This is a genomic window from uncultured Kiloniella sp. (assembly GCF_937128705.1).
Classification (GTDB): domain Bacteria; phylum Pseudomonadota; class Alphaproteobacteria; order Kiloniellales; family Kiloniellaceae; genus Kiloniella.
Map to the genome: position 1 here is coordinate 1 of NZ_CAKZMP010000181.1, position 15,706 is coordinate 15,706.

29 protein-coding genes are annotated in these 15,706 nt (G+C 48.0%); all 29 read right to left on the reverse strand.

Annotated elements, in window-relative coordinates; translation table 11 throughout:
- Nucleotides 1-1,252 (reverse strand): Do family serine endopeptidase (locus tag Q0241_RS09825; protein WP_299376766.1); only part of this gene is annotated, 1,252 nt, incomplete at its 3' end.
- Nucleotides 1,253-1,447: 195 nt separating this feature from the next.
- The gene (rplQ, locus tag Q0241_RS09830; RefSeq protein WP_047763780.1) at nucleotides 1,448-1,867 is read right to left on the reverse strand and encodes a 50S ribosomal protein L17; all 420 of its coding nucleotides are present in this window, start codon (nucleotides 1,865-1,867) and stop codon (nucleotides 1,448-1,450) included.
- A gap of 130 nt (nucleotides 1,868-1,997) precedes the next feature.
- Nucleotides 1,998-3,014 (reverse strand): DNA-directed RNA polymerase subunit alpha, encoded by a 1,017-nt coding sequence (locus tag Q0241_RS09835; protein ID WP_047763781.1) that lies wholly within the window; start codon nucleotides 3,012-3,014, stop codon nucleotides 1,998-2,000.
- 160 nt (nucleotides 3,015-3,174) lie between these two features.
- Nucleotides 3,175-3,567, reverse strand: coding sequence for a 30S ribosomal protein S11 (gene rpsK / locus Q0241_RS09840; RefSeq protein ID WP_047763782.1), 393 nt, complete (start codon nucleotides 3,565-3,567; stop codon nucleotides 3,175-3,177).
- A gap of 14 nt (nucleotides 3,568-3,581) precedes the next feature.
- Nucleotides 3,582-3,950, reverse strand: a complete 369-nt coding sequence (gene rpsM / locus Q0241_RS09845; protein WP_299376774.1) for a 30S ribosomal protein S13 — start codon at nucleotides 3,948-3,950, stop codon at nucleotides 3,582-3,584.
- Between the two features lie 263 nt (nucleotides 3,951-4,213).
- Entirely contained in the window at nucleotides 4,214-4,786 is a 573-nt protein-coding gene (locus tag Q0241_RS09850; protein ID WP_299376777.1) for an adenylate kinase, read from the reverse strand.
- Nucleotides 4,783-6,108: a preprotein translocase subunit SecY gene (gene secY / locus Q0241_RS09855; protein WP_299376780.1), complete on the reverse strand. Its 1,326-nt coding sequence runs from the start codon at nucleotides 6,106-6,108 to the stop codon at nucleotides 4,783-4,785. Before secY ends, Q0241_RS09850 begins: the two co-directional genes overlap by 4 nt.
- A gap of 89 nt (nucleotides 6,109-6,197) precedes the next feature.
- The gene (rplO, locus tag Q0241_RS09860) at nucleotides 6,198-6,662 is read right to left on the reverse strand and encodes a 50S ribosomal protein L15 (RefSeq protein ID WP_052742166.1); all 465 of its coding nucleotides are present in this window, start codon (nucleotides 6,660-6,662) and stop codon (nucleotides 6,198-6,200) included.
- 45 nt (nucleotides 6,663-6,707) lie between these two features.
- Nucleotides 6,708-6,896, reverse strand: a complete 189-nt coding sequence (rpmD, locus tag Q0241_RS09865) for a 50S ribosomal protein L30 (protein WP_046510036.1) — start codon at nucleotides 6,894-6,896, stop codon at nucleotides 6,708-6,710.
- 5 nt (nucleotides 6,897-6,901) lie between these two features.
- On the reverse strand, nucleotides 6,902-7,468 hold the full coding sequence (gene rpsE, locus Q0241_RS09870; RefSeq protein WP_047763786.1) for a 30S ribosomal protein S5: 567 nt from the start codon (nucleotides 7,466-7,468) through the stop codon (nucleotides 6,902-6,904).
- Nucleotides 7,469-7,481: 13 nt separating this feature from the next.
- The gene (rplR, locus tag Q0241_RS09875; RefSeq protein ID WP_085900474.1) at nucleotides 7,482-7,844 is read right to left on the reverse strand and encodes a 50S ribosomal protein L18; all 363 of its coding nucleotides are present in this window, start codon (nucleotides 7,842-7,844) and stop codon (nucleotides 7,482-7,484) included.
- Nucleotides 7,845-7,847: 3 nt separating this feature from the next.
- The gene (gene rplF, locus Q0241_RS09880) at nucleotides 7,848-8,381 is read right to left on the reverse strand and encodes a 50S ribosomal protein L6 (RefSeq protein ID WP_085900475.1); all 534 of its coding nucleotides are present in this window, start codon (nucleotides 8,379-8,381) and stop codon (nucleotides 7,848-7,850) included.
- An 11-nt stretch (nucleotides 8,382-8,392) separates the two neighbouring features.
- Nucleotides 8,393-8,791: a 30S ribosomal protein S8 gene (gene rpsH / locus Q0241_RS09885; RefSeq protein ID WP_047763789.1), complete on the reverse strand. Its 399-nt coding sequence runs from the start codon at nucleotides 8,789-8,791 to the stop codon at nucleotides 8,393-8,395.
- 15 nt (nucleotides 8,792-8,806) lie between these two features.
- On the reverse strand, nucleotides 8,807-9,112 hold the full coding sequence (rpsN, locus tag Q0241_RS09890; RefSeq protein WP_299376800.1) for a 30S ribosomal protein S14: 306 nt from the start codon (nucleotides 9,110-9,112) through the stop codon (nucleotides 8,807-8,809).
- A gap of 22 nt (nucleotides 9,113-9,134) precedes the next feature.
- Nucleotides 9,135-9,680: a 50S ribosomal protein L5 gene (gene rplE, locus Q0241_RS09895; RefSeq protein ID WP_047763791.1), complete on the reverse strand. Its 546-nt coding sequence runs from the start codon at nucleotides 9,678-9,680 to the stop codon at nucleotides 9,135-9,137.
- Nucleotides 9,681-9,693: 13 nt separating this feature from the next.
- Nucleotides 9,694-10,014: a 50S ribosomal protein L24 gene (rplX, locus tag Q0241_RS09900; RefSeq protein WP_046510030.1), complete on the reverse strand. Its 321-nt coding sequence runs from the start codon at nucleotides 10,012-10,014 to the stop codon at nucleotides 9,694-9,696.
- Entirely contained in the window at nucleotides 10,014-10,382 is a 369-nt protein-coding gene (rplN, locus tag Q0241_RS09905; protein ID WP_047763793.1) for a 50S ribosomal protein L14, read from the reverse strand. The genes rplX and rplN overlap by 1 nt, the downstream gene beginning before the upstream one ends.
- A 16-nt stretch (nucleotides 10,383-10,398) precedes the next feature.
- The gene (gene rpsQ, locus Q0241_RS09910; protein WP_085904584.1) at nucleotides 10,399-10,644 is read right to left on the reverse strand and encodes a 30S ribosomal protein S17; all 246 of its coding nucleotides are present in this window, start codon (nucleotides 10,642-10,644) and stop codon (nucleotides 10,399-10,401) included.
- A 12-nt stretch (nucleotides 10,645-10,656) separates the two neighbouring features.
- Nucleotides 10,657-10,851: a 50S ribosomal protein L29 gene (rpmC, locus tag Q0241_RS09915; RefSeq protein ID WP_046510027.1), complete on the reverse strand. Its 195-nt coding sequence runs from the start codon at nucleotides 10,849-10,851 to the stop codon at nucleotides 10,657-10,659.
- Nucleotides 10,851-11,273: a 50S ribosomal protein L16 gene (gene rplP, locus Q0241_RS09920; RefSeq protein WP_047763794.1), complete on the reverse strand. Its 423-nt coding sequence runs from the start codon at nucleotides 11,271-11,273 to the stop codon at nucleotides 10,851-10,853. Before rplP ends, rpmC begins: the two co-directional genes overlap by 1 nt.
- A 26-nt stretch (nucleotides 11,274-11,299) precedes the next feature.
- Nucleotides 11,300-11,980 carry a 30S ribosomal protein S3 gene (gene rpsC, locus Q0241_RS09925; RefSeq protein ID WP_299376819.1) on the reverse strand — a complete coding sequence of 227 codons (681 nt, stop codon included), beginning with the start codon at nucleotides 11,978-11,980 and terminating at the stop codon, nucleotides 11,300-11,302.
- Nucleotides 11,980-12,360: a 50S ribosomal protein L22 gene (gene rplV / locus Q0241_RS09930; RefSeq protein WP_046510024.1), complete on the reverse strand. Its 381-nt coding sequence runs from the start codon at nucleotides 12,358-12,360 to the stop codon at nucleotides 11,980-11,982. Before rplV ends, rpsC begins: the two co-directional genes overlap by 1 nt.
- Nucleotides 12,357-12,641: a 30S ribosomal protein S19 gene (gene rpsS / locus Q0241_RS09935; RefSeq protein ID WP_046510023.1), complete on the reverse strand. Its 285-nt coding sequence runs from the start codon at nucleotides 12,639-12,641 to the stop codon at nucleotides 12,357-12,359. Before rpsS ends, rplV begins: the two co-directional genes overlap by 4 nt.
- 16 nt (nucleotides 12,642-12,657) lie before the next feature.
- Nucleotides 12,658-13,488, reverse strand: a complete 831-nt coding sequence (gene rplB, locus Q0241_RS09940; RefSeq protein ID WP_299376823.1) for a 50S ribosomal protein L2 — start codon at nucleotides 13,486-13,488, stop codon at nucleotides 12,658-12,660.
- A 4-nt stretch (nucleotides 13,489-13,492) separates the two neighbouring features.
- Entirely contained in the window at nucleotides 13,493-13,825 is a 333-nt protein-coding gene (locus tag Q0241_RS09945; RefSeq protein WP_299376826.1) for a 50S ribosomal protein L23, read from the reverse strand.
- A complete protein-coding gene (rplD, locus tag Q0241_RS09950; RefSeq protein WP_299376829.1) occupies nucleotides 13,822-14,439 on the reverse strand; it encodes a 50S ribosomal protein L4 in 618 nt (205 codons plus the stop codon). The genes Q0241_RS09945 and rplD overlap by 4 nt, the downstream gene beginning before the upstream one ends.
- Nucleotides 14,440-14,441: 2 nt before the next feature.
- On the reverse strand, nucleotides 14,442-15,155 hold the full coding sequence (gene rplC / locus Q0241_RS09955; protein WP_299376832.1) for a 50S ribosomal protein L3: 714 nt from the start codon (nucleotides 15,153-15,155) through the stop codon (nucleotides 14,442-14,444).
- 3 nt (nucleotides 15,156-15,158) lie between these two features.
- Entirely contained in the window at nucleotides 15,159-15,473 is a 315-nt protein-coding gene (rpsJ, locus tag Q0241_RS09960; protein ID WP_046510018.1) for a 30S ribosomal protein S10, read from the reverse strand.
- Between the two features lie 158 nt (nucleotides 15,474-15,631).
- On the reverse strand, nucleotides 15,632-15,706 hold a 75-nt coding region (locus Q0241_RS22580), incomplete at its 5' end, for a hypothetical protein (protein ID WP_299373036.1).

The following is a 15,706-nucleotide window of genomic DNA, read 5'->3' on the forward strand; positions in this document are numbered from 1 at the left end:
TCTTTACAATAACCCCTTCCCACAAACTTCCCAGATGCAGCTCTTCTGCTACTGCGGGTGAAAGATTGGTAATTACAGAGCCTGCCAAGGGATTGGTACCACGAATTTCCTGTTCGTTCCTTTTCGGCGTTTCAGGGGCCGGACTTGCTAGATAGGTTACCGTTTTTGCTTCACGCCCTCTCCATAGCTCTAGCTCAACCTTTTCTCCAACAGGGATTGTCGCGATACGAAACCGCAAGGATTCAACGTTGATCACTTCCTTCCCACCTACAGAAAGAATAACATCACCCCCACGGATACCCGCTTTATCAGCAGGTCCCCCGGGATAAACATTACTGACAACCACACCACCGGGGCGGTTAAGCCCAAACCCCAAAGCCAGATCAGCATTCAAATCCTGTCCGGCAATACCGGGCCAAGCACGAACCAGCTCTCGTCCCTGTTCAGCAGAATGTACGACTGTACGAACCATGTTTGCCGGAATAGCAAAACCAATACCGACAGATCCACCATTTCTTGAAGACGAGAAAATTGCAGTATTGATACCCAGAAGTTTGCCATCCAATGTGACCAACGCTCCACCAGAATTTCCGGGGTTAATAGCTGCATCCGTCTGAATAAAGAATTGGAAGTCAGCAACACCAACCTGTGTTCTGGCCAAGGCAGAAACAATCCCGCTTGTAACAGTCTGCCCAACCCCAAAAGGATTACCAATCGCGAGGACAAGATCACCAACATCAATTGTATCGGAATCCATCAGCTCAAGAGTGGGTAACTTTTCGCCCTCAGGGTCAATTTTCAGGATTGCCAAATCGGTATCTTTATCACTCAAAACCAGTTCAGCAGAAAACTCGCGTCGATCGGCCAAAACAACCTGAATTTCAGTCGCAGAATCGATGACATGATGGTTTGTCACAATCAAACCATTTTCACGAACGATGACGCCTGAGCCAAGCGACTTGCCCATCCGCTTTCTCTCTCGTCCGGGTAAATCATTCCCAAAAAATTTACGGAAGAAAGGATCATTAAACAGTGATGGGACAGCACGTTCTTTGACCAACGTTTTGGTGAAGATATTGACCACTGCCGGCGACGTCTGTTTCACGACAGGCGAAAAGCTCAAGTTTATCTGCGCCTGACTTGTCGGGACAGTCTGCGCGGAAGCAGACGAAACAGATAGGTTACTCTGGATCAAAAACAGCGCCGTGATTGACAAGAAAATTGGCAATAGTTTTGTTTGCAGAAAACGCATCAGTATCTCGTTCCTTATGAAATAAACAGTTCGCAGTTTGTTCACCTTGAGATCTAACACAGTTACGGCTGTGTCAAAATATCTCTTTGTGAAAATCTTTAAGTACTCGGCCTCAACAAAAATAAACGGGCCAAAAACAAAAGGCAGCCCCAAGGACTGCCTTTTGATAGTACTTAAATGTGTAGAAAAAGAGGCTTACTCTTCTCCTTCATCCTCATCACCAACTACAGGACCAGAATCCTGGCCTTTGGCATCAAGATCGCGATCAACAAATTCGATGAAAGCCATAGGCGCCATATCACCATGACGGAAGCCAGCTTTAAGAACGCGAGTGTAACCACCCTGACGATCTTTGTAACGCTCGGCAAGTACGTCAAAAAGTTTAGCAGTTAGTTTCGTATCACGAAGAACAGCTAGAGCCTGACGACGCGCGTGCAGGTCACCGCGCTTACCAAGTGTAACCAATTTCTCTACGATTGGACGAAGATCTTTGGCTTTTGGAAGCGTTGTTTTGATCTGTTCGTGTTTGATCAACGCGTGCGCCATGTTTGCAAACATAGCTTTACGGTGGCTGGAAGTACGATTTAGTTTACGACCACTCATTCCGTGACGCATATCTGTTCTCCTAATATCTAGTGTCTCGCGCACGAGACGGATTAAAATTCCTAACGCCGCCTGATTGATAAAAACCAGATGAAATCGTCAGGGTTCGGGGTGAACTCCCCTTTAGTAACTCTGAACCTTCTTAGAAAGGTTCGTCGAGACGCTTAGCCAACTCTTCGATGTTCTCTGGTGGCCACTCGGCAATTTCCATACCAAGGTGGAGGCCCATACCTGAAAGAACTTCTTTGATCTCGTTAAGAGATTTACGACCGAAGTTAGGTGTACGTAGCATTTCTGCTTCGGTTTTCTGAACCAGATCACCGATGTAAACGATGTTATCGTTTTTGAGGCAGTTCGCTGAACGAACAGACAGTTCAAGTTCGTCAACCTTGCGAAGAAGGTTACGGTTGAACGGCGGTTCGCTTGGACGATCATCAACTTCTTCAACTTTAGGCTCATCGAAGTTAACGAAGAGAGAAAGTTGATCCTGAAGAATACGTGACGCTACAGCAATCGCATCTTCTGGTGTGATAGAACCATCAGTTTCGATTTCAAGTGTCAGCTTGTCATAGTCAGTTACCTGACCAACACGTGTGTTGTCGACTTTGTAAGACACTTTACGAACTGGTGAGAAGATTGAATCAACTGGTACAAGACCAATTGGCGCATCTTCAACACGGTTCTGAGAAGCAGCAACATAGCCCTTACCAGTATCAACGGTAAGTTCCATGTCCAGATGAGCACCATCATCCAGAGTACAGATCACAAGATCCGGGTTCATCACTTCGATGTCACCAGTTGTTTCGATCTGACCGGCAGTAACAGAGCCTGGACCTTCTGCACGCAGACGCATGCGCTTTGGTTCTTCACCTTCCATACGCAGAGCGATGGTCTTGATGTTAAGAATAACGTCAGTAACGTCTTCACGAACACCAGGAATAGATGAGAACTCGTGCAGAACACCATCGATATGGATGGATGTAACAGCAGCACCTTGCAAAGATGACAGAAGAACGCGACGCAGCGCGTTACCAAGTGTAAGACCAAAGCCACGCTCTAGCGGCTCAGCAACAACTTTAGCAATACGGTTGCTATCGATGCCTGGCTCAACAACGAGACTTTCAGGCTTGATCAAAGCATTCCAGTTAGTCTGAATCACAGTAAAACCTCTTTTTGACGTGCAAGCTATCGATCACGAACGGGGACGTAACAATGGTTCTTGCAGTGTCATGTATATGCCAAAAGCCGGAAACAAAATCCGGCTTTAGACGAGTTTGATAAAGGCAGGCTACCCGTTAAACAGCCTGCCCTAAATCCACTTATACGCGACGGCGTTTTGGTGGACGACATCCGTTATGCGGAATTGGTGTTACATCACGGATACCCGTGATAGTGAAACCAACTGCCTGTAGAGCACGAAGAGCGGACTCACGTCCTGACCCTGGGCCCTTAACGTTAACTTCGAGAGTCTTCATTCCATGATCCTGAGCTTTTTTGCCTGCATCTTCTGCAGCCAGCTGAGCAGCATATGGAGTGGACTTACGAGAACCTTTAAAACCTAGACCACCAGCTGATGCCCAGGAAATAGCATTTCCCTGTACGTCAGTAATCGTGATGATCGTGTTGTTAAAAGTTGCACTGATGTGAGCGATACCAGAAGAAATATTCTTCCGCTCGCGACGCTTAACGCGCCCCTGCTGAGCTTTAGCCATTTTCTACTGCCCTCTTATTTCTTCTTACCAGCGATAGCAACAGCAGGACCTTTACGCGTACGTGCGTTGGTCCGAGTACGCTGCCCGCGAACTGGAAGGCGTTTACGATGACGAAGGCCGCGCAGGCAACCTAGATCCATCAGACGTTTGATGTTCATAGCAACTTCACGGCGAAGATCACCTTCAACAGTGCAGTTGCTATCAATTGTTTCACGAATGCGAAGTACTTCATCTTCTGTCAATTCGTTGACACGGCGTTCAGCCGGGATGCCAACTTCTTCACAGATTTTCTTAGAAATCGCAGGACCAATACCATGGATATAGGTCAATGCGATAAGTACCCGCTTTTGCGTCGGGATGTTGACGCCAGCAATACGAGCCACTACGCTCTCCTCACAAACACAGATCGGGTTCCAACTATTTGGAAACCCTGGTTAAATTAATCCGCGACATTCTCTAGAGGTGAAATGAGAGACGTCGTGTAGTTCTTGTTTCAGGCCGAAACCCGAAATTGTATTGGGTGGTAGATAAAGTCACCCGAAATACGTTTTGTCGAAAATAAGGCCAAAAAGCTCAGATTCTCAACAAAAATGTCCATTCGGCGGCGGATTATATGCCAATCCGTCCGCCTGTCAATGGGTAAGTCTTACTTAAGGAAATTAGCGATCTGACTCGCCACTTCCTCAATTGATTGCATACCGTCCACTTTGTGCAGATTGCCCTTTTTTTCATAGTAAGGCAGCACAGGGGCAGTTTGTTCATGGTAAACAGCCAGACGCTTCTTAAGCGTTTCAGCATTATCATCAGCGCGACGTTCTGATTCAGGTGTCTCGCTTGCACGTTGCTCGATACGGCTGAAAAGAATCTTTTCATCGACAACGATCTCAATTGTGCTGTCTAGCTTCAGGCCTTTTTCTTCCAACATAACATCCAAGCCTTCGGCCTGAGCTACTGTTCGTGGAAAACCGTCGAGAATGAAACCATTCTTGCAATCTGCTTCGTCAATACGGTCAGATATAATTCCGATAATCAAATCATCGGCAACCAACTGCCCTGCATCCATAACAGATTTGGCTTGTTTCCCAAGCTGTGTCCCCGCAGCAACCGCTGCTCTTAACATGTCACCTGTTGAAAGCTGCACAATGCTGTGCTGCTCTACCAGGATTGCAGCCTGAGTACCTTTACCTGCGCCCGGAGGGCCAAACAATACTATGTTCATCCACGCCTACCCTTTAATTTTGATTTTTTAATTAGGCCTTCATACTGATGAGCCACCAGATGAGAATGGATCTGTCCAACCGTATCCATTGTTACGGAAACGACAATCAAAAGACTTGTCCCGCCAAAGTAGAATGGAACAGCATATTGAGAGATCAAAATCTCAGGTAGCAAACATACAGCTACAAGATATGCAGCCCCAGCAATTGTTAGCCGATTGATGATATAGTCAAGATGTGCAGCTGTGTTTTTTCCGGGACGAATGCCAGGAACAAAACCACCATTTTTCTTAAGGTTGTCAGCCGTCTCTTCTGTGTTGAAGACAATTGTCTTATAGAAGAAAGCGAAAAATGCGATCAGCGTACTGAATAGAAGCATGTAACCAACAGTGCCACGACCAAGGTTCGCAGTAACCCAAGTCAGCCACTCGGAACTACCAGCAGAGAATTGGGCCGCAGTAATTGGCATAAGTAACAGTGACGATGCAAAAATTGGTGGGATTACACCAGACACGTTCAGTTTGATTGGCAGGTGAGAAGAATCACCACCGAACATTTTGTTGCCAACCTGACGCTTAGGATATTGAACGATCACTTTACGGTGCGCACGCTCGAAGCAAACGATACCAGCAATAACCAGCGGAACCAGCAAAATGATCAAGGCGACAAAACCGTTACTTTGGCTGAGCTGAAATGTCTGCGCCAATGCTGCAGGCAGGCCAGCAACAATACCAGAGAAGATGATCAATGAGATACCGTTACCGATACCGCGCTGTGTAATCTGCTCACCCAACCACATCAGGAAGATTGTACCACCTGTAAGGGTAATAACAGTTGTCAGTTCAAAGAAAAGTCCCGGGTTAATAACAGCGGCCCCAAAATCCTGAGCCCCTTGTAAACCACGGGCAATACCATAGGCCTGAACAGCGGCTAGCACCACCGTACCATAACGTGTGTATTGGTTGATTTTCTTACGACCGGCTTCACCTTCTTTTTTAAGGGCTTCAATCTGTGGAGAGATTGCGGTCATCAACTGCATAATAATAGATGCAGAAATATACGGCATGATGTTCAAGGCGAGAATTGTCATTCTCTCAAGAGCACCACCGGAAAAGAGGTTAAACATTCCAAGCACACCGCCCGCCTGAGCGTTAAAGGCCTGTTGGAATACAATAGGATCAATTCCGGGAAGAGGAATATAAGTTCCTAGACGATACACAATAAGCGCACCCAGAGTGAACCAGATACGCTTTTTCAAATCTGTGGCTTTAGAAAACGCACTAAGATTAATATTCGCGGCTAATTGCTCAGCAGCAGATGCCATATGCCTATTCCCGGTAAGATAAAAATTGACTAAAAAATACTAAAGGCAGAAACCCCCATCAAAAGAAAGGGATTTCTGCCTTTACAAAATTACTTGCTCGCAGGAACGGTGACAGAGCCACCTGATTTCTCTACGGCTGCAATAGCAGCGGCGGAAGCGCCAGCAACAGTGATTTCCACTTTTGCTTTCAGTTCGCCGTTCGCCAACAGGCGAATGCCGTCACGAGCATTAGTAATGATACCAGAAGTAACGAGAACTTCTTGATCGATCGGCTTTTTAGCATCGATTTTCTTTGCGTCAATCGCTGCCTGAAGACGACCAATGTTCAAAGGAACATAGTTCTTCCGGAAGATGTTGTTAAATCCACGTTTCGGCAGACGACGATGCAATGGCATCTGACCGCCTTCGAAGCCTTTAATGCTTACGCCGGAACGAGACTTTTGACCCTTGTGTCCGCCACCGGCATTCTTGCCGTAGCCGGAACCAGTACCACGACCGACGCGTTTGCGATCTTTCGTAGCACCTGGGTTATCGGAAAGCTGATTTAGCTTCATCGTAATGGTCCCAGTTTCTCCTTCTTGTCAGGATAGTGAAAGCCCTTAGGCTTCCACCACCTTAACAAGATGGCTAACCTTGTTGATCATGCCACGTACGGAAGGTGTATCTTCCAATGTACGACGGCGGTTCATTTTATTGAGGCCCAGACCAACAAGTGTTGCGCGCTGATCTTTAGTCCGTCCGATTGGACTTCCTACCTGTACCACAGTAATCGTTTTTTTAGCTGCCATGGTATTTATCCTTGAGCTTCTGTGCCTGCAGCACGGTTGCCTAGAATATCAGAAACCTTCTTACCGCGACGCTGAGCAACCATACGAGGGCTACGCGAACGCGTCAGGCCATCAATAGCAGCTTTAATCAGGTTGTGCGGGTTCGAAGTACCTGTGGACTTAGAGACCACATCCTGAACACCAAGAGCTTCAAAAACGGCACGGAGAGGACCACCGGCAATAATACCGGTACCCACTGGTGCGCTGCGCATTACAACATGACCTGCACCGTAATGACCTTTAATGTCATGGTGCAAAGTACGGCCCTCACGAAGAGGAACACGAACCATGTTCTGTTTTGCAGCTTCCGTAGCCTTACGAATTGCTTCAGGAACTTCACGGGCTTTACCAGTGCCATGACCTACGCGTCCACGGCCGTCACCAACGACGACAATAGCTGCGAAGCCAAAACGACGGCCACCTTTGACCACCTTAGCAACACGGTTAATACCAACCAGTTTTTCGATCAGTTCCGGTTCATCGCGGTTGCGATCGTCTCTACGACCGCGATTTTCTTTTTGAGAACGTGCCATAAAACTAGTCCCCTTAGAACTTTAAGCCAGCTTCACGAGCCGCGTCAGCCAAAGCTTTGACACGACCATGATAAATGTATCCACCACGGTCGAAAACGACGTCCGTGATACCGGCGGCGACGGCGCGCTCTGCAACGAGTTTTCCAACTTTAACGGCAGCATCTTTATCTGCACCAGTTTTCAAATCGCTTTTCAGAGCTCCGTCCAGGGTTGACGCAGCGGCAACAGTGACACCCTGCTTGTCATCAATCACTTGAGCATAGATATTTTTGCTCGAACGAAATACTGACAGGCGAGGACGACCATTACCCGTGCGCCGTAGCTGTGTACGAACGCGACTTTTGCGGCGATCGTGCAATGAGATAAGCTTACGCATGGGTTACTTCTTCTTGCCTTCTTTGCGCAGAATGACTTCATCAGAGTACTTAACACCTTTGCCTTTGTAAGGCTCTGGTGGGCGGTACCCACGGATGACAGCAGCCACCTGGCCGACTTTCTGCTTGTCGATCCCCGAAACGGCAACAGCCGTTGGCTTTTCACACTTGATAGTTATGCCTTCCGGAATTGGGAAGAGAACATCATGTGAATAGCCAAGCTGCAGATTCAAAGTATTACCTTGAACAGCCGCGCGATAACCAACACCGTTAATCTCAAGGTTCTTGGTGTAACCTTCGGAAACACCAGTAACCAGATTCTGGACACGACTGCGAGCAGTACCCCACATAGAGCGAGCACGCTTGCTGTCATTAGCTGGAGTGACCGTAACTTTTCCATCATCAAGAGAGAAAGTTACATCATCCGTAGCTGCGAAGCTGAGTTCACCCAGCTTCCCTTTTGCAGAGACGACATTGCCGTCAATCTTTAGTTCGACCCCACTTGGTACTTCTACGGGGTTCTTGCCTACACGAGACATATCAAACTCCCTTAGAATACCTGGCAGAGAACCTCACCACCAACATTGGCGGTACGGGCTTCTTGATCGGACATTACGCCGCTAGGCGTAGAAAGAATGGTGACACCAAGTCCGTTGTAGTAACGTGGTAGCTCTTTAATTTTAGAGTACACGCGACGACCAGGACGTGACACACGGCTGATTTCAGAAATCGCCGGATCACCATCTGCGTATTTAAGTTCGATAGCTAGTTCACTAATACCAGCACGAACGTCAACTTTACTAAATCCGCGAATAAAACCTTCGCGTTTTAGAACTTCGAGTACATTGGCACGCAGCTTAGAAGCTGGCGCGCGAACGACGCTTTTACCAACCCGTTGTCCGTTACGGATGCGGGTTAGCATATCCCCTAAAGGATCGCTCATCGCCATATCGTCGGTCCTTCCTTACCAGCTCGACTTAACGACACCAGGTGCCTGGCCTACAGAGGCCAGATCACGAAGCGCGATACGAGAGAGCTTGAACTTACGATAGAATCCACGAGGACGTCCTGTGACGCCACAACGGTTACGTACGCGGATCTTTGCACCGTCACGAGGCAACTGAGCCAATTTCATGCTAGCCTGGAAGATTTCTTCCGGGGAAGCAGAACGGTCTGTTGCAATCGCCTTAAGCGCAGCACGCTTTTCAGCTTGCTTTGCTACCATACGGCGGCGTTTTTCGTTCTTAGCAATGGCACTTTTCTTAGCCATTTTACTATTCCTTTCTGCCCGTTCAGTTAGCGAACGGCATGTCGAACCTGGCAAGGAGAGCTTTCGCTTCCTCATCGGTTTTCGCCGTGGTGCAGATGGTAATATTCATCCCGCGGATTTCGTCTACGCGATCGTATTCGATTTCCGGGAAAACAATCTGCTCCTTGAGTCCCATGTTATAGTTTCCAAGGCCGTCAAATGCATTGCCTTTCACGCCGCGAAAATCACGAACACGTGGAAGAGCAATCGTCACAAGACGATCAAGGAATTCATACATGCGATCGCCGCGCAGTGTCACCTTACAGCCTAGTGGCATATCTTCACGAACCTTGAAACCCGCAATGGATTTCTTGGCACGTGTGATAACAGGTTTTTGCGCTGCAATTGCTTCTAGTTCAGAAGCTGCATGCTTAACCTTTTTGGTGTCCTGTACGGCTTTACCAACACCGATATTAAGCACGATTTTCTCAAGCTTAGGAATCTGCATCGGGTTAGTGTAGTTAAATTCGCCTTTAAGAGCGTCTCTAACTTCACTGTTATAATGTGCCTTCAAGCGTGGCTGTGTCATGGTCAACCTCGCCCTATACATCAACTACTTCGCCAGATTTCTTGGCGAAGCGCACTTTGCGATCCCCTTCTGTACGGAAACCAACGCGTGTGGCATCCCCAGATTTAGGGTCAACTAGTGCAATATTAGAAATATGAACGGAAGCTTCTTGCTCGATGATTCCGCCCTGTGATGTCTGGGAAGCAGACTGGTGCTTCTTCACGACGTTTACGCCTTGTACTACAACGCGATCTTCGTCGCGAAGTACTCGAAGCACTTCGCCTTTTTTACCCTTGTCACGACCGGTTGTAAGAACAACCTGGTCGCCTTTTTTGATCTTAAACTTTTTGCTCATTACAGCACCTCAGGCGCCAATGACACGATTTTCATGAAGCTGCGCGCACGCAGTTCACGGGTAACCGGGCCGAAAATACGAGTACCAATAGGCTCATTTGATTTGTTAATCAAAACAGCCGCATTAGTATCAAAGCGGATCGAGGTGCCGTCTTGACGACGGATTTCTTTTGCCGTGCGTACAATCACGGCACGGTGTACATCACCTTTTTTGACTTTGCCACGTGGAATTGCTTCCTTGACAGAGACTTTGATGACGTCACCGATACTGGCGGTTTTACGTTTGGAACCACCAAGCACCTTGATGCACTGTACTCTACGAGCACCGGAGTTGTCAGCTACTTCAAGCTGAGACTGCATCTGGATCATGGCTATATCCTAAATACTATGCTTCGGTAGAAGCGTCACTGACCAGTTCCCAAGACTTTGTCTTGGAAATTGGACTGCATTCACGAATCTTGACGACATCTCCCGCTTTTACCGCGTTGGTCTCGTCATGAGCGTGATACTTCTTCGAACGCTTAATGAACTTCTTGTAGATCGGGTGCATAACGCGACGTTCTACAAGAACAGTAATAGTCTTGTCGGTCTTATCGCTAACTACGACACCCTGCAACACACGCCGTGGCATTGTGTAAACTCCTTAAGAAGCTGCCTGCAGAGACTGCAGGACAGTTTTAACTCGTGCAATGTCGCGGCGAACCTGACGACAACGAGCCGTGTTTTCAAGCTGACCGCTGGCTTGTTGGAAGCGGAGGTTAAACTGCTCTTTACGCAACTTTACCATCTCTTCTTTAAGCTCATCAGCCGTTTTAGTACGGAGATCACTTGATTTCATTAGTTCACTCCTTCACCCGGACGAACAATAAATTTCGTCTGAATTGGTAGTTTAGCAGATGCCAACGAGAAAGCCTCGCGAGCAACGTCCAAAGGAACACCATCGAGTTCAAAGATGACACGACCAGGTTTAACCCTAGCTGCCCACCATTCGATGTTACCTTTACCTTTACCCTGACGAACTTCTGCTGGCTTCGATGAAACCGGCACGTCTGGGAAGATGCGGATCCACAACTTACCGACACGTTTCATATGACGTGTAACGGTACGACGGGCCGCTTCGATTTGTCGGGCAGATACACGACCAGGGGTTACGGCTTTAAGACCGTAGGCACCAAAATTCAATTGGGTACCACCCTTAGCATTACCGTGTATCCGGCCTTTATGTGCTTTGCGGAACTTAGTCCGCTTTGGCTGCAACATATTACTATTTCCTCAAGCTAAGCCCGTTACGAACGAGCGGCCTGTGAATCCTGAGATCGCTTATCCATGGCCATTGGGTCATGTTCCAAGATCTCGCCCTTAAAGATCCATACCTTCACACCACAAATACCGAAAGTGGTGGATGCACGGGACTCAGCGTAATCAACTTCCGCACGAAGTGTGTGGAGTGGAACACGTCCTTCACGATACCATTCAGTACGAGCAATCTCAGCACCACCCAAACGGCCGGCGCAATTAATACGAATGCCCTGTGCGCCTAGACGCATAGCTGACTGAACAGATCGTTTCATAGCACGACGGAAAGCCACACGACGTTCTAACTGACTACAGATGTTGTCTGCAACCAATTTCGCATCAATTTCTGGTTTCCGGATTTCTACGATATTCAGATGTACTTCGCTAGAAGTAAGTTTCTGAAGCTCACGACGCAGTTTTTCAATATCAGATCCCTTTTTACCAATCACAACGCCCGGACGGGCAGTGTAAATAGTAACACGGGCTTTCTTCGCTGGACGCTCAATGATGATCCGAGAAACACCAGCTTGTTTCAAGCGCTCGCGCAGAAACTCACGGATGCCAAGATCTTCATGAAGCAGTTCAGCATAGTCACCATCTGCAAACCAACGAGAATCCCAGGTCCGGATGATACCGACACGAAGGCCGATAGGATTAATCTTCTGACCCATTACGCTGTCTCCTCGCGTTCACGGACAACAACTGTCAATTGGCTCCAAGGCTTGAGCAAACGGCCAACACGACCGCGAGCACGTGCCCGGAAACGCTTCATGACAAAGCTTTTACCGACGAAAGCCTCAGATACAAAGAGACGATCTACATCAAGCTGATGGTTGTTTTCAGCATTAGCAATTGCAGACTGAAGTGCTTTTTTCACTTCAATAGCAATACGACGCTTGGAGAAAGTCAGTTCTGCCAAAGCAGATTCTGCAGATTTCCCACGAATGCTTGCCGCAACCAGGTTTAGTTTACGTGGTGAAGTGCGAAGGTTAACAGCAATAGCACGAGCTTCATTGTCAGCTAACGCACGATCACGTTTTGACTTACTCATTTTCTGCCTTTCTTCGCTTTCTTATCCACAGCGTGACCCCAATAGGTACGCGATGGGGCGAATTCACCGAATTTATGGCCAACCATATTCTCAGTTACAAGAACTGGGATGTGCTTACGGCCGTTGTACACACCAAAAGTCAAACCAACAAACTGTGGCATGATGGTGGAACGACGGGACCATGTCTTAATAATTTCGTTACGACCCGCGCTACGCACGGTCTCAGCCTTCTTTAACAGACAGGCATCAACAAACGGGCCTTTCCAAACGGAACGAGCCATATGGCCATCCCCTCACTTAGCGTTTCTGATGACGACGACGGATAATTAGTCCATCGGTCTTCTTGTTGGAGCGAGTACGAGCACCCTTTGTAGGTTTCCCCCAAGGAGTGACCGGGTGACGACCACCCGATGTACGACCTTCACCACCACCGTGCGGGTGGTCCACCGGGTTCATAGCGACACCACGAACAGACGGACGCTTGCCAAGCCAGCGATTACGGCCAGCTTTACCAAGCTTCTGGTTCGAATTGTCCGGGTTGGACACGGATCCAACCGTCGCCATGCATTCGGCGCGTACCATACGTAACTCGCCTGAGTTCAAGCGAATTTGAGCATATCCTGCATCGCGACCAACCAACTGTACATAAGTACCGGCTGAACGAGCAATCTGCCCACCCTTGCCAGCCTTCAGCTCGACGTTGTGGACAATAGTACCCACAGGAATCGCGCTAAGTGGCATAGCATTACCAGGTTTAACATCGGTTTTAGCACCAGAGATGACACTATCACCGACCTGCAGGCGCTGAGGAGCCAAGATATAGGCTTGCTCACCATCTGCATATTCGATTAAGGCGATAAACGCCGTACGGTTCGGATCGTACTCAATGCGCTGTACTGTAGCAGCAATATCAAACTTTGTACGTTTGAAATCGATGATACGGTAAGAACGCTTATGACCACCGCCACGACGGCGCATGGTGATCCGACCATTATTATTACGTCCACCTGACTTTGTAAGACCTTCAGTTAATTTCTTAACTGGCTTGCCTTTGTAAAGATCAGAGCGATCGATCAACACCAGGTTTCTTTGACTTGGTGTGACTGGATTAAAAGTTTTCAACGCCATCGGATTAAATTCCCGTCGTCACGTCGATGCTTTCCCCGTCAGACAGGGAAATAATTGCCTTTTTGACGTCGGAACGACGACCAGGACGACCTTTGAAACGTTTTGTTTTGCCTTTAACGCGAAGGGTGTTAACCGCTTCAACCTTAACGCCAAACAAACCTTCAATAGCCAAACTGATTTCAGGCTTAGAAGCATCAAGCGGAACTTGGAAGGTAACCTGGTTATTTTCTGAACCAAGAGTAGCCTTCTCGGTGATGACCGGACGACGGATGATTTCATACATCCGTTCTTTAGAAATGGTCACCGGCTTGGTGTTACGTGCGCGTGCTCTGCTCATTTTAGACGCGCCTCCAGCGCTTCAACAGCATCCTTGGTCAAAACCAATGTGTCGCGACGCAGAATATCAAACACGTTAGCACCCTGCTGTGGCAGAATATCAACGCATGGAATATTGCGAGAAGCACGAGCAAAACCTTCGTTCACTGACGCGCCGTCGATAACAAGAGCTGAAGACCAGCCCAATGCTGCCAACTGCTTCACCAATGCAGAGGTTTTTGGTTCTTTGACTTCGGTGTTATCAAGAACAACCAACTTACCTTCAGCAACTTTAGCTGAAAGTGCAGTCTTAAGAGCAAGAAGACGAACTTTCTTCGGAAGATCGTGGGAATGATCCTGAACGCGAGGTCCATGAACAATACCACCACCACGAAAGAGGTTCGCACGAATAGAACCGTGACGAGCGCCGCCACCTTTCTGATTCTTGATCTTACGGGTTGAACCGCGAACTTCGCCGCGTTCTTTAACCTTGTGTGTGCCAGCACGACGCTTGGCTAGCTGATAGTTGACCATACGTGCGAGTAAATCAGCACGAACCGGAAGACCGAACACAGCTTCGTTCAGTTCAACTTCACCAGCTTTTTTATTTTCGAGGGATGTAACCGCGATCTTCATGGTTATTGATCCTTCTCTTCAGCAGCAGGAGCTTCAGCAGCAGCAGCTTTAAGGCCAGCAGGGAACGGAACACCTTCAGGAAGTGCACGCTTCACAGCATCGCTTATGTAAACCCAACCGCCTTTTGAGCCAGGAATAGCACCCTTTACAAGGATCAAGCCATTGTCACCATCGGTAGCAACGATTTCCAAATTCTGGGTAGTCACACGACGATCACCCATGTGACCAGCCATTTTCTTACCCTTGAACACCTTACCAGGATCCTGACTGTTACCAGTAGAACCGTGACTACGGTGTGAAACGGAAACACCGTGCGTAGCACGTAGACCACCAAAATTATGACGCTTCATCGCACCAGCGAAACCTTTACCGATAGAAGTACCGGTAACGTCTACATACTGACCTGCAACAAAGTGACCCGCATCTAACTCAACACCAACGTCCAATAGAGCGTCTGCTGATACACGGAATTCTGCTGTATGTTTCTTCGGAGCAACCTTAGCTTTGGCATAATGGCCACGCTCAGCTTTACTCACATTTTTCACCTTGGCTACACCAGAGCCAAGCTGAATCGCATTATAGCCGTCCGTCTCTTGATTACGGACCGCAACAACCTGACAGCTCTCTAGCTTCAAAACAGTTACTGGAACATGATTCCCAGCTTCTGTGAAGACGCGAGACATACCAAGTTTCTGCGCAATAAGACCCGTACGCATTGCTTAGCCTTTCAGTTTAATCTCAACATCAACACCAGCCGCAAGATCAAGCTTCATAAGCGCGTCTACGGTTTGCGGTGTTGGCTCAACGATGTCAATAAGACGCTTGTGAGTTCTGATTTCGAACTGCTCACGACTCTTCTTATCGATGTGAGGACCACGAAGGACTGTAAATTTCTCAATGCGAGTCGGTAGTGGAATAGGACCTTGAACCTGCGCACCTGTGCGCTTGGCAGTCCCAACGATCTCAGATGTAGATTGGTCTAGGACCCTGTGATCGTACGCCTTTAGGCGAATTCTAATATTCTGGCTGGACATTCTCAGCCACCCTTGATTAACCCGTTCGTACCATTCGCGGCATTGGAACGCAGTTAACCCCTTTCAGAGTTAATATAAACAATTTTGTCACAAAAAGAAGCGACGGTGCGTTCTTTACCAAAACGCACCGTCGCTATCAACAACTATTTTACTTTTTTTTATTTTGAGATACTTGAAACGACACCAGCACCAACGGTACGGCCGCCTTCACGGATCGCAAAACGTAGACCATC

What these genes read in the sequence shown, in the direction of transcription:
- rplQ (WP_047763780.1), bottom strand. Translation starts at nt 1,867, where the DNA reads ATGCGTCACGGAATGAGTGGTCGTAAACTAAATCGTACTTCCAGCCAC.
- rpsK (WP_047763782.1), bottom strand. Translation starts at nt 3,567, where the DNA reads ATGGCTAAAGCTCAGCAGGGGCGCGTTAAGCGTCGCGAGCGGAAGAAT.
- Q0241_RS09850 (WP_299376777.1), bottom strand. Translation starts at nt 4,786, where the DNA reads ATGAACATAGTATTGTTTGGCCCTCCGGGCGCAGGTAAAGGTACTCAG.
- secY (WP_299376780.1), bottom strand. Translation starts at nt 6,108, where the DNA reads ATGGCATCTGCTGCTGAGCAATTAGCCGCGAATATTAATCTTAGTGCG.
- rplO (WP_052742166.1), bottom strand. Translation starts at nt 6,662, where the DNA reads ATGAAGCTAAATCAGCTTTCCGATAACCCAGGTGCTACGAAAGATCGC.
- rpmD (WP_046510036.1), bottom strand. Translation starts at nt 6,896, where the DNA reads ATGGCAGCTAAAAAAACGATTACTGTGGTACAGGTAGGAAGTCCAATC.
- rpsE (WP_047763786.1), bottom strand. Translation starts at nt 7,468, where the DNA reads ATGGCACGTTCTCAAAAAGAAAATCGCGGTCGTAGAGACGATCGCAAC.
- rplR (WP_085900474.1), bottom strand. Translation starts at nt 7,844, where the DNA reads ATGCGTAAGCTTATCTCATTGCACGATCGCCGCAAAAGTCGCGTTCGT.
- rplF (WP_085900475.1), bottom strand. Translation starts at nt 8,381, where the DNA reads ATGTCTCGTGTAGGCAAGAACCCCGTAGAAGTACCAAGTGGGGTCGAA.
- rpsH (WP_047763789.1), bottom strand. Translation starts at nt 8,791, where the DNA reads ATGGCGATGAGCGATCCTTTAGGGGATATGCTAACCCGCATCCGTAAC.
- rpsN (WP_299376800.1), bottom strand. Translation starts at nt 9,112, where the DNA reads ATGGCTAAGAAAAGTGCCATTGCTAAGAACGAAAAACGCCGCCGTATG.
- rplE (WP_047763791.1), bottom strand. Translation starts at nt 9,680, where the DNA reads ATGACACAGCCACGCTTGAAGGCACATTATAACAGTGAAGTTAGAGAC.
- rplX (WP_046510030.1), bottom strand. Translation starts at nt 10,014, where the DNA reads ATGAGCAAAAAGTTTAAGATCAAAAAAGGCGACCAGGTTGTTCTTACA.
- rplN (WP_047763793.1), bottom strand. Translation starts at nt 10,382, where the DNA reads ATGATCCAGATGCAGTCTCAGCTTGAAGTAGCTGACAACTCCGGTGCT.
- rpsQ (WP_085904584.1), bottom strand. Translation starts at nt 10,644, where the DNA reads ATGCCACGGCGTGTGTTGCAGGGTGTCGTAGTTAGCGATAAGACCGAC.
- rpmC (WP_046510027.1), bottom strand. Translation starts at nt 10,851, where the DNA reads ATGAAATCAAGTGATCTCCGTACTAAAACGGCTGATGAGCTTAAAGAA.
- rplP (WP_047763794.1), bottom strand. Translation starts at nt 11,273, where the DNA reads ATGTTGCAGCCAAAGCGGACTAAGTTCCGCAAAGCACATAAAGGCCGG.
- rpsC (WP_299376819.1), bottom strand. Translation starts at nt 11,980, where the DNA reads ATGGGTCAGAAGATTAATCCTATCGGCCTTCGTGTCGGTATCATCCGG.
- rplV (WP_046510024.1), bottom strand. Translation starts at nt 12,360, where the DNA reads ATGAGTAAGTCAAAACGTGATCGTGCGTTAGCTGACAATGAAGCTCGT.
- rpsS (WP_046510023.1), bottom strand. Translation starts at nt 12,641, where the DNA reads ATGGCTCGTTCCGTTTGGAAAGGCCCGTTTGTTGATGCCTGTCTGTTA.
- rplB (WP_299376823.1), bottom strand. Translation starts at nt 13,488, where the DNA reads ATGGCGTTGAAAACTTTTAATCCAGTCACACCAAGTCAAAGAAACCTG.
- Q0241_RS09945 (WP_299376826.1), bottom strand. Translation starts at nt 13,825, where the DNA reads ATGAGCAGAGCACGCGCACGTAACACCAAGCCGGTGACCATTTCTAAA.
- rplD (WP_299376829.1), bottom strand. Translation starts at nt 14,439, where the DNA reads ATGAAGATCGCGGTTACATCCCTCGAAAATAAAAAAGCTGGTGAAGTT.
- rplC (WP_299376832.1), bottom strand. Translation starts at nt 15,155, where the DNA reads ATGCGTACGGGTCTTATTGCGCAGAAACTTGGTATGTCTCGCGTCTTC.
- rpsJ (WP_046510018.1), bottom strand. Translation starts at nt 15,473, where the DNA reads ATGTCCAGCCAGAATATTAGAATTCGCCTAAAGGCGTACGATCACAGG.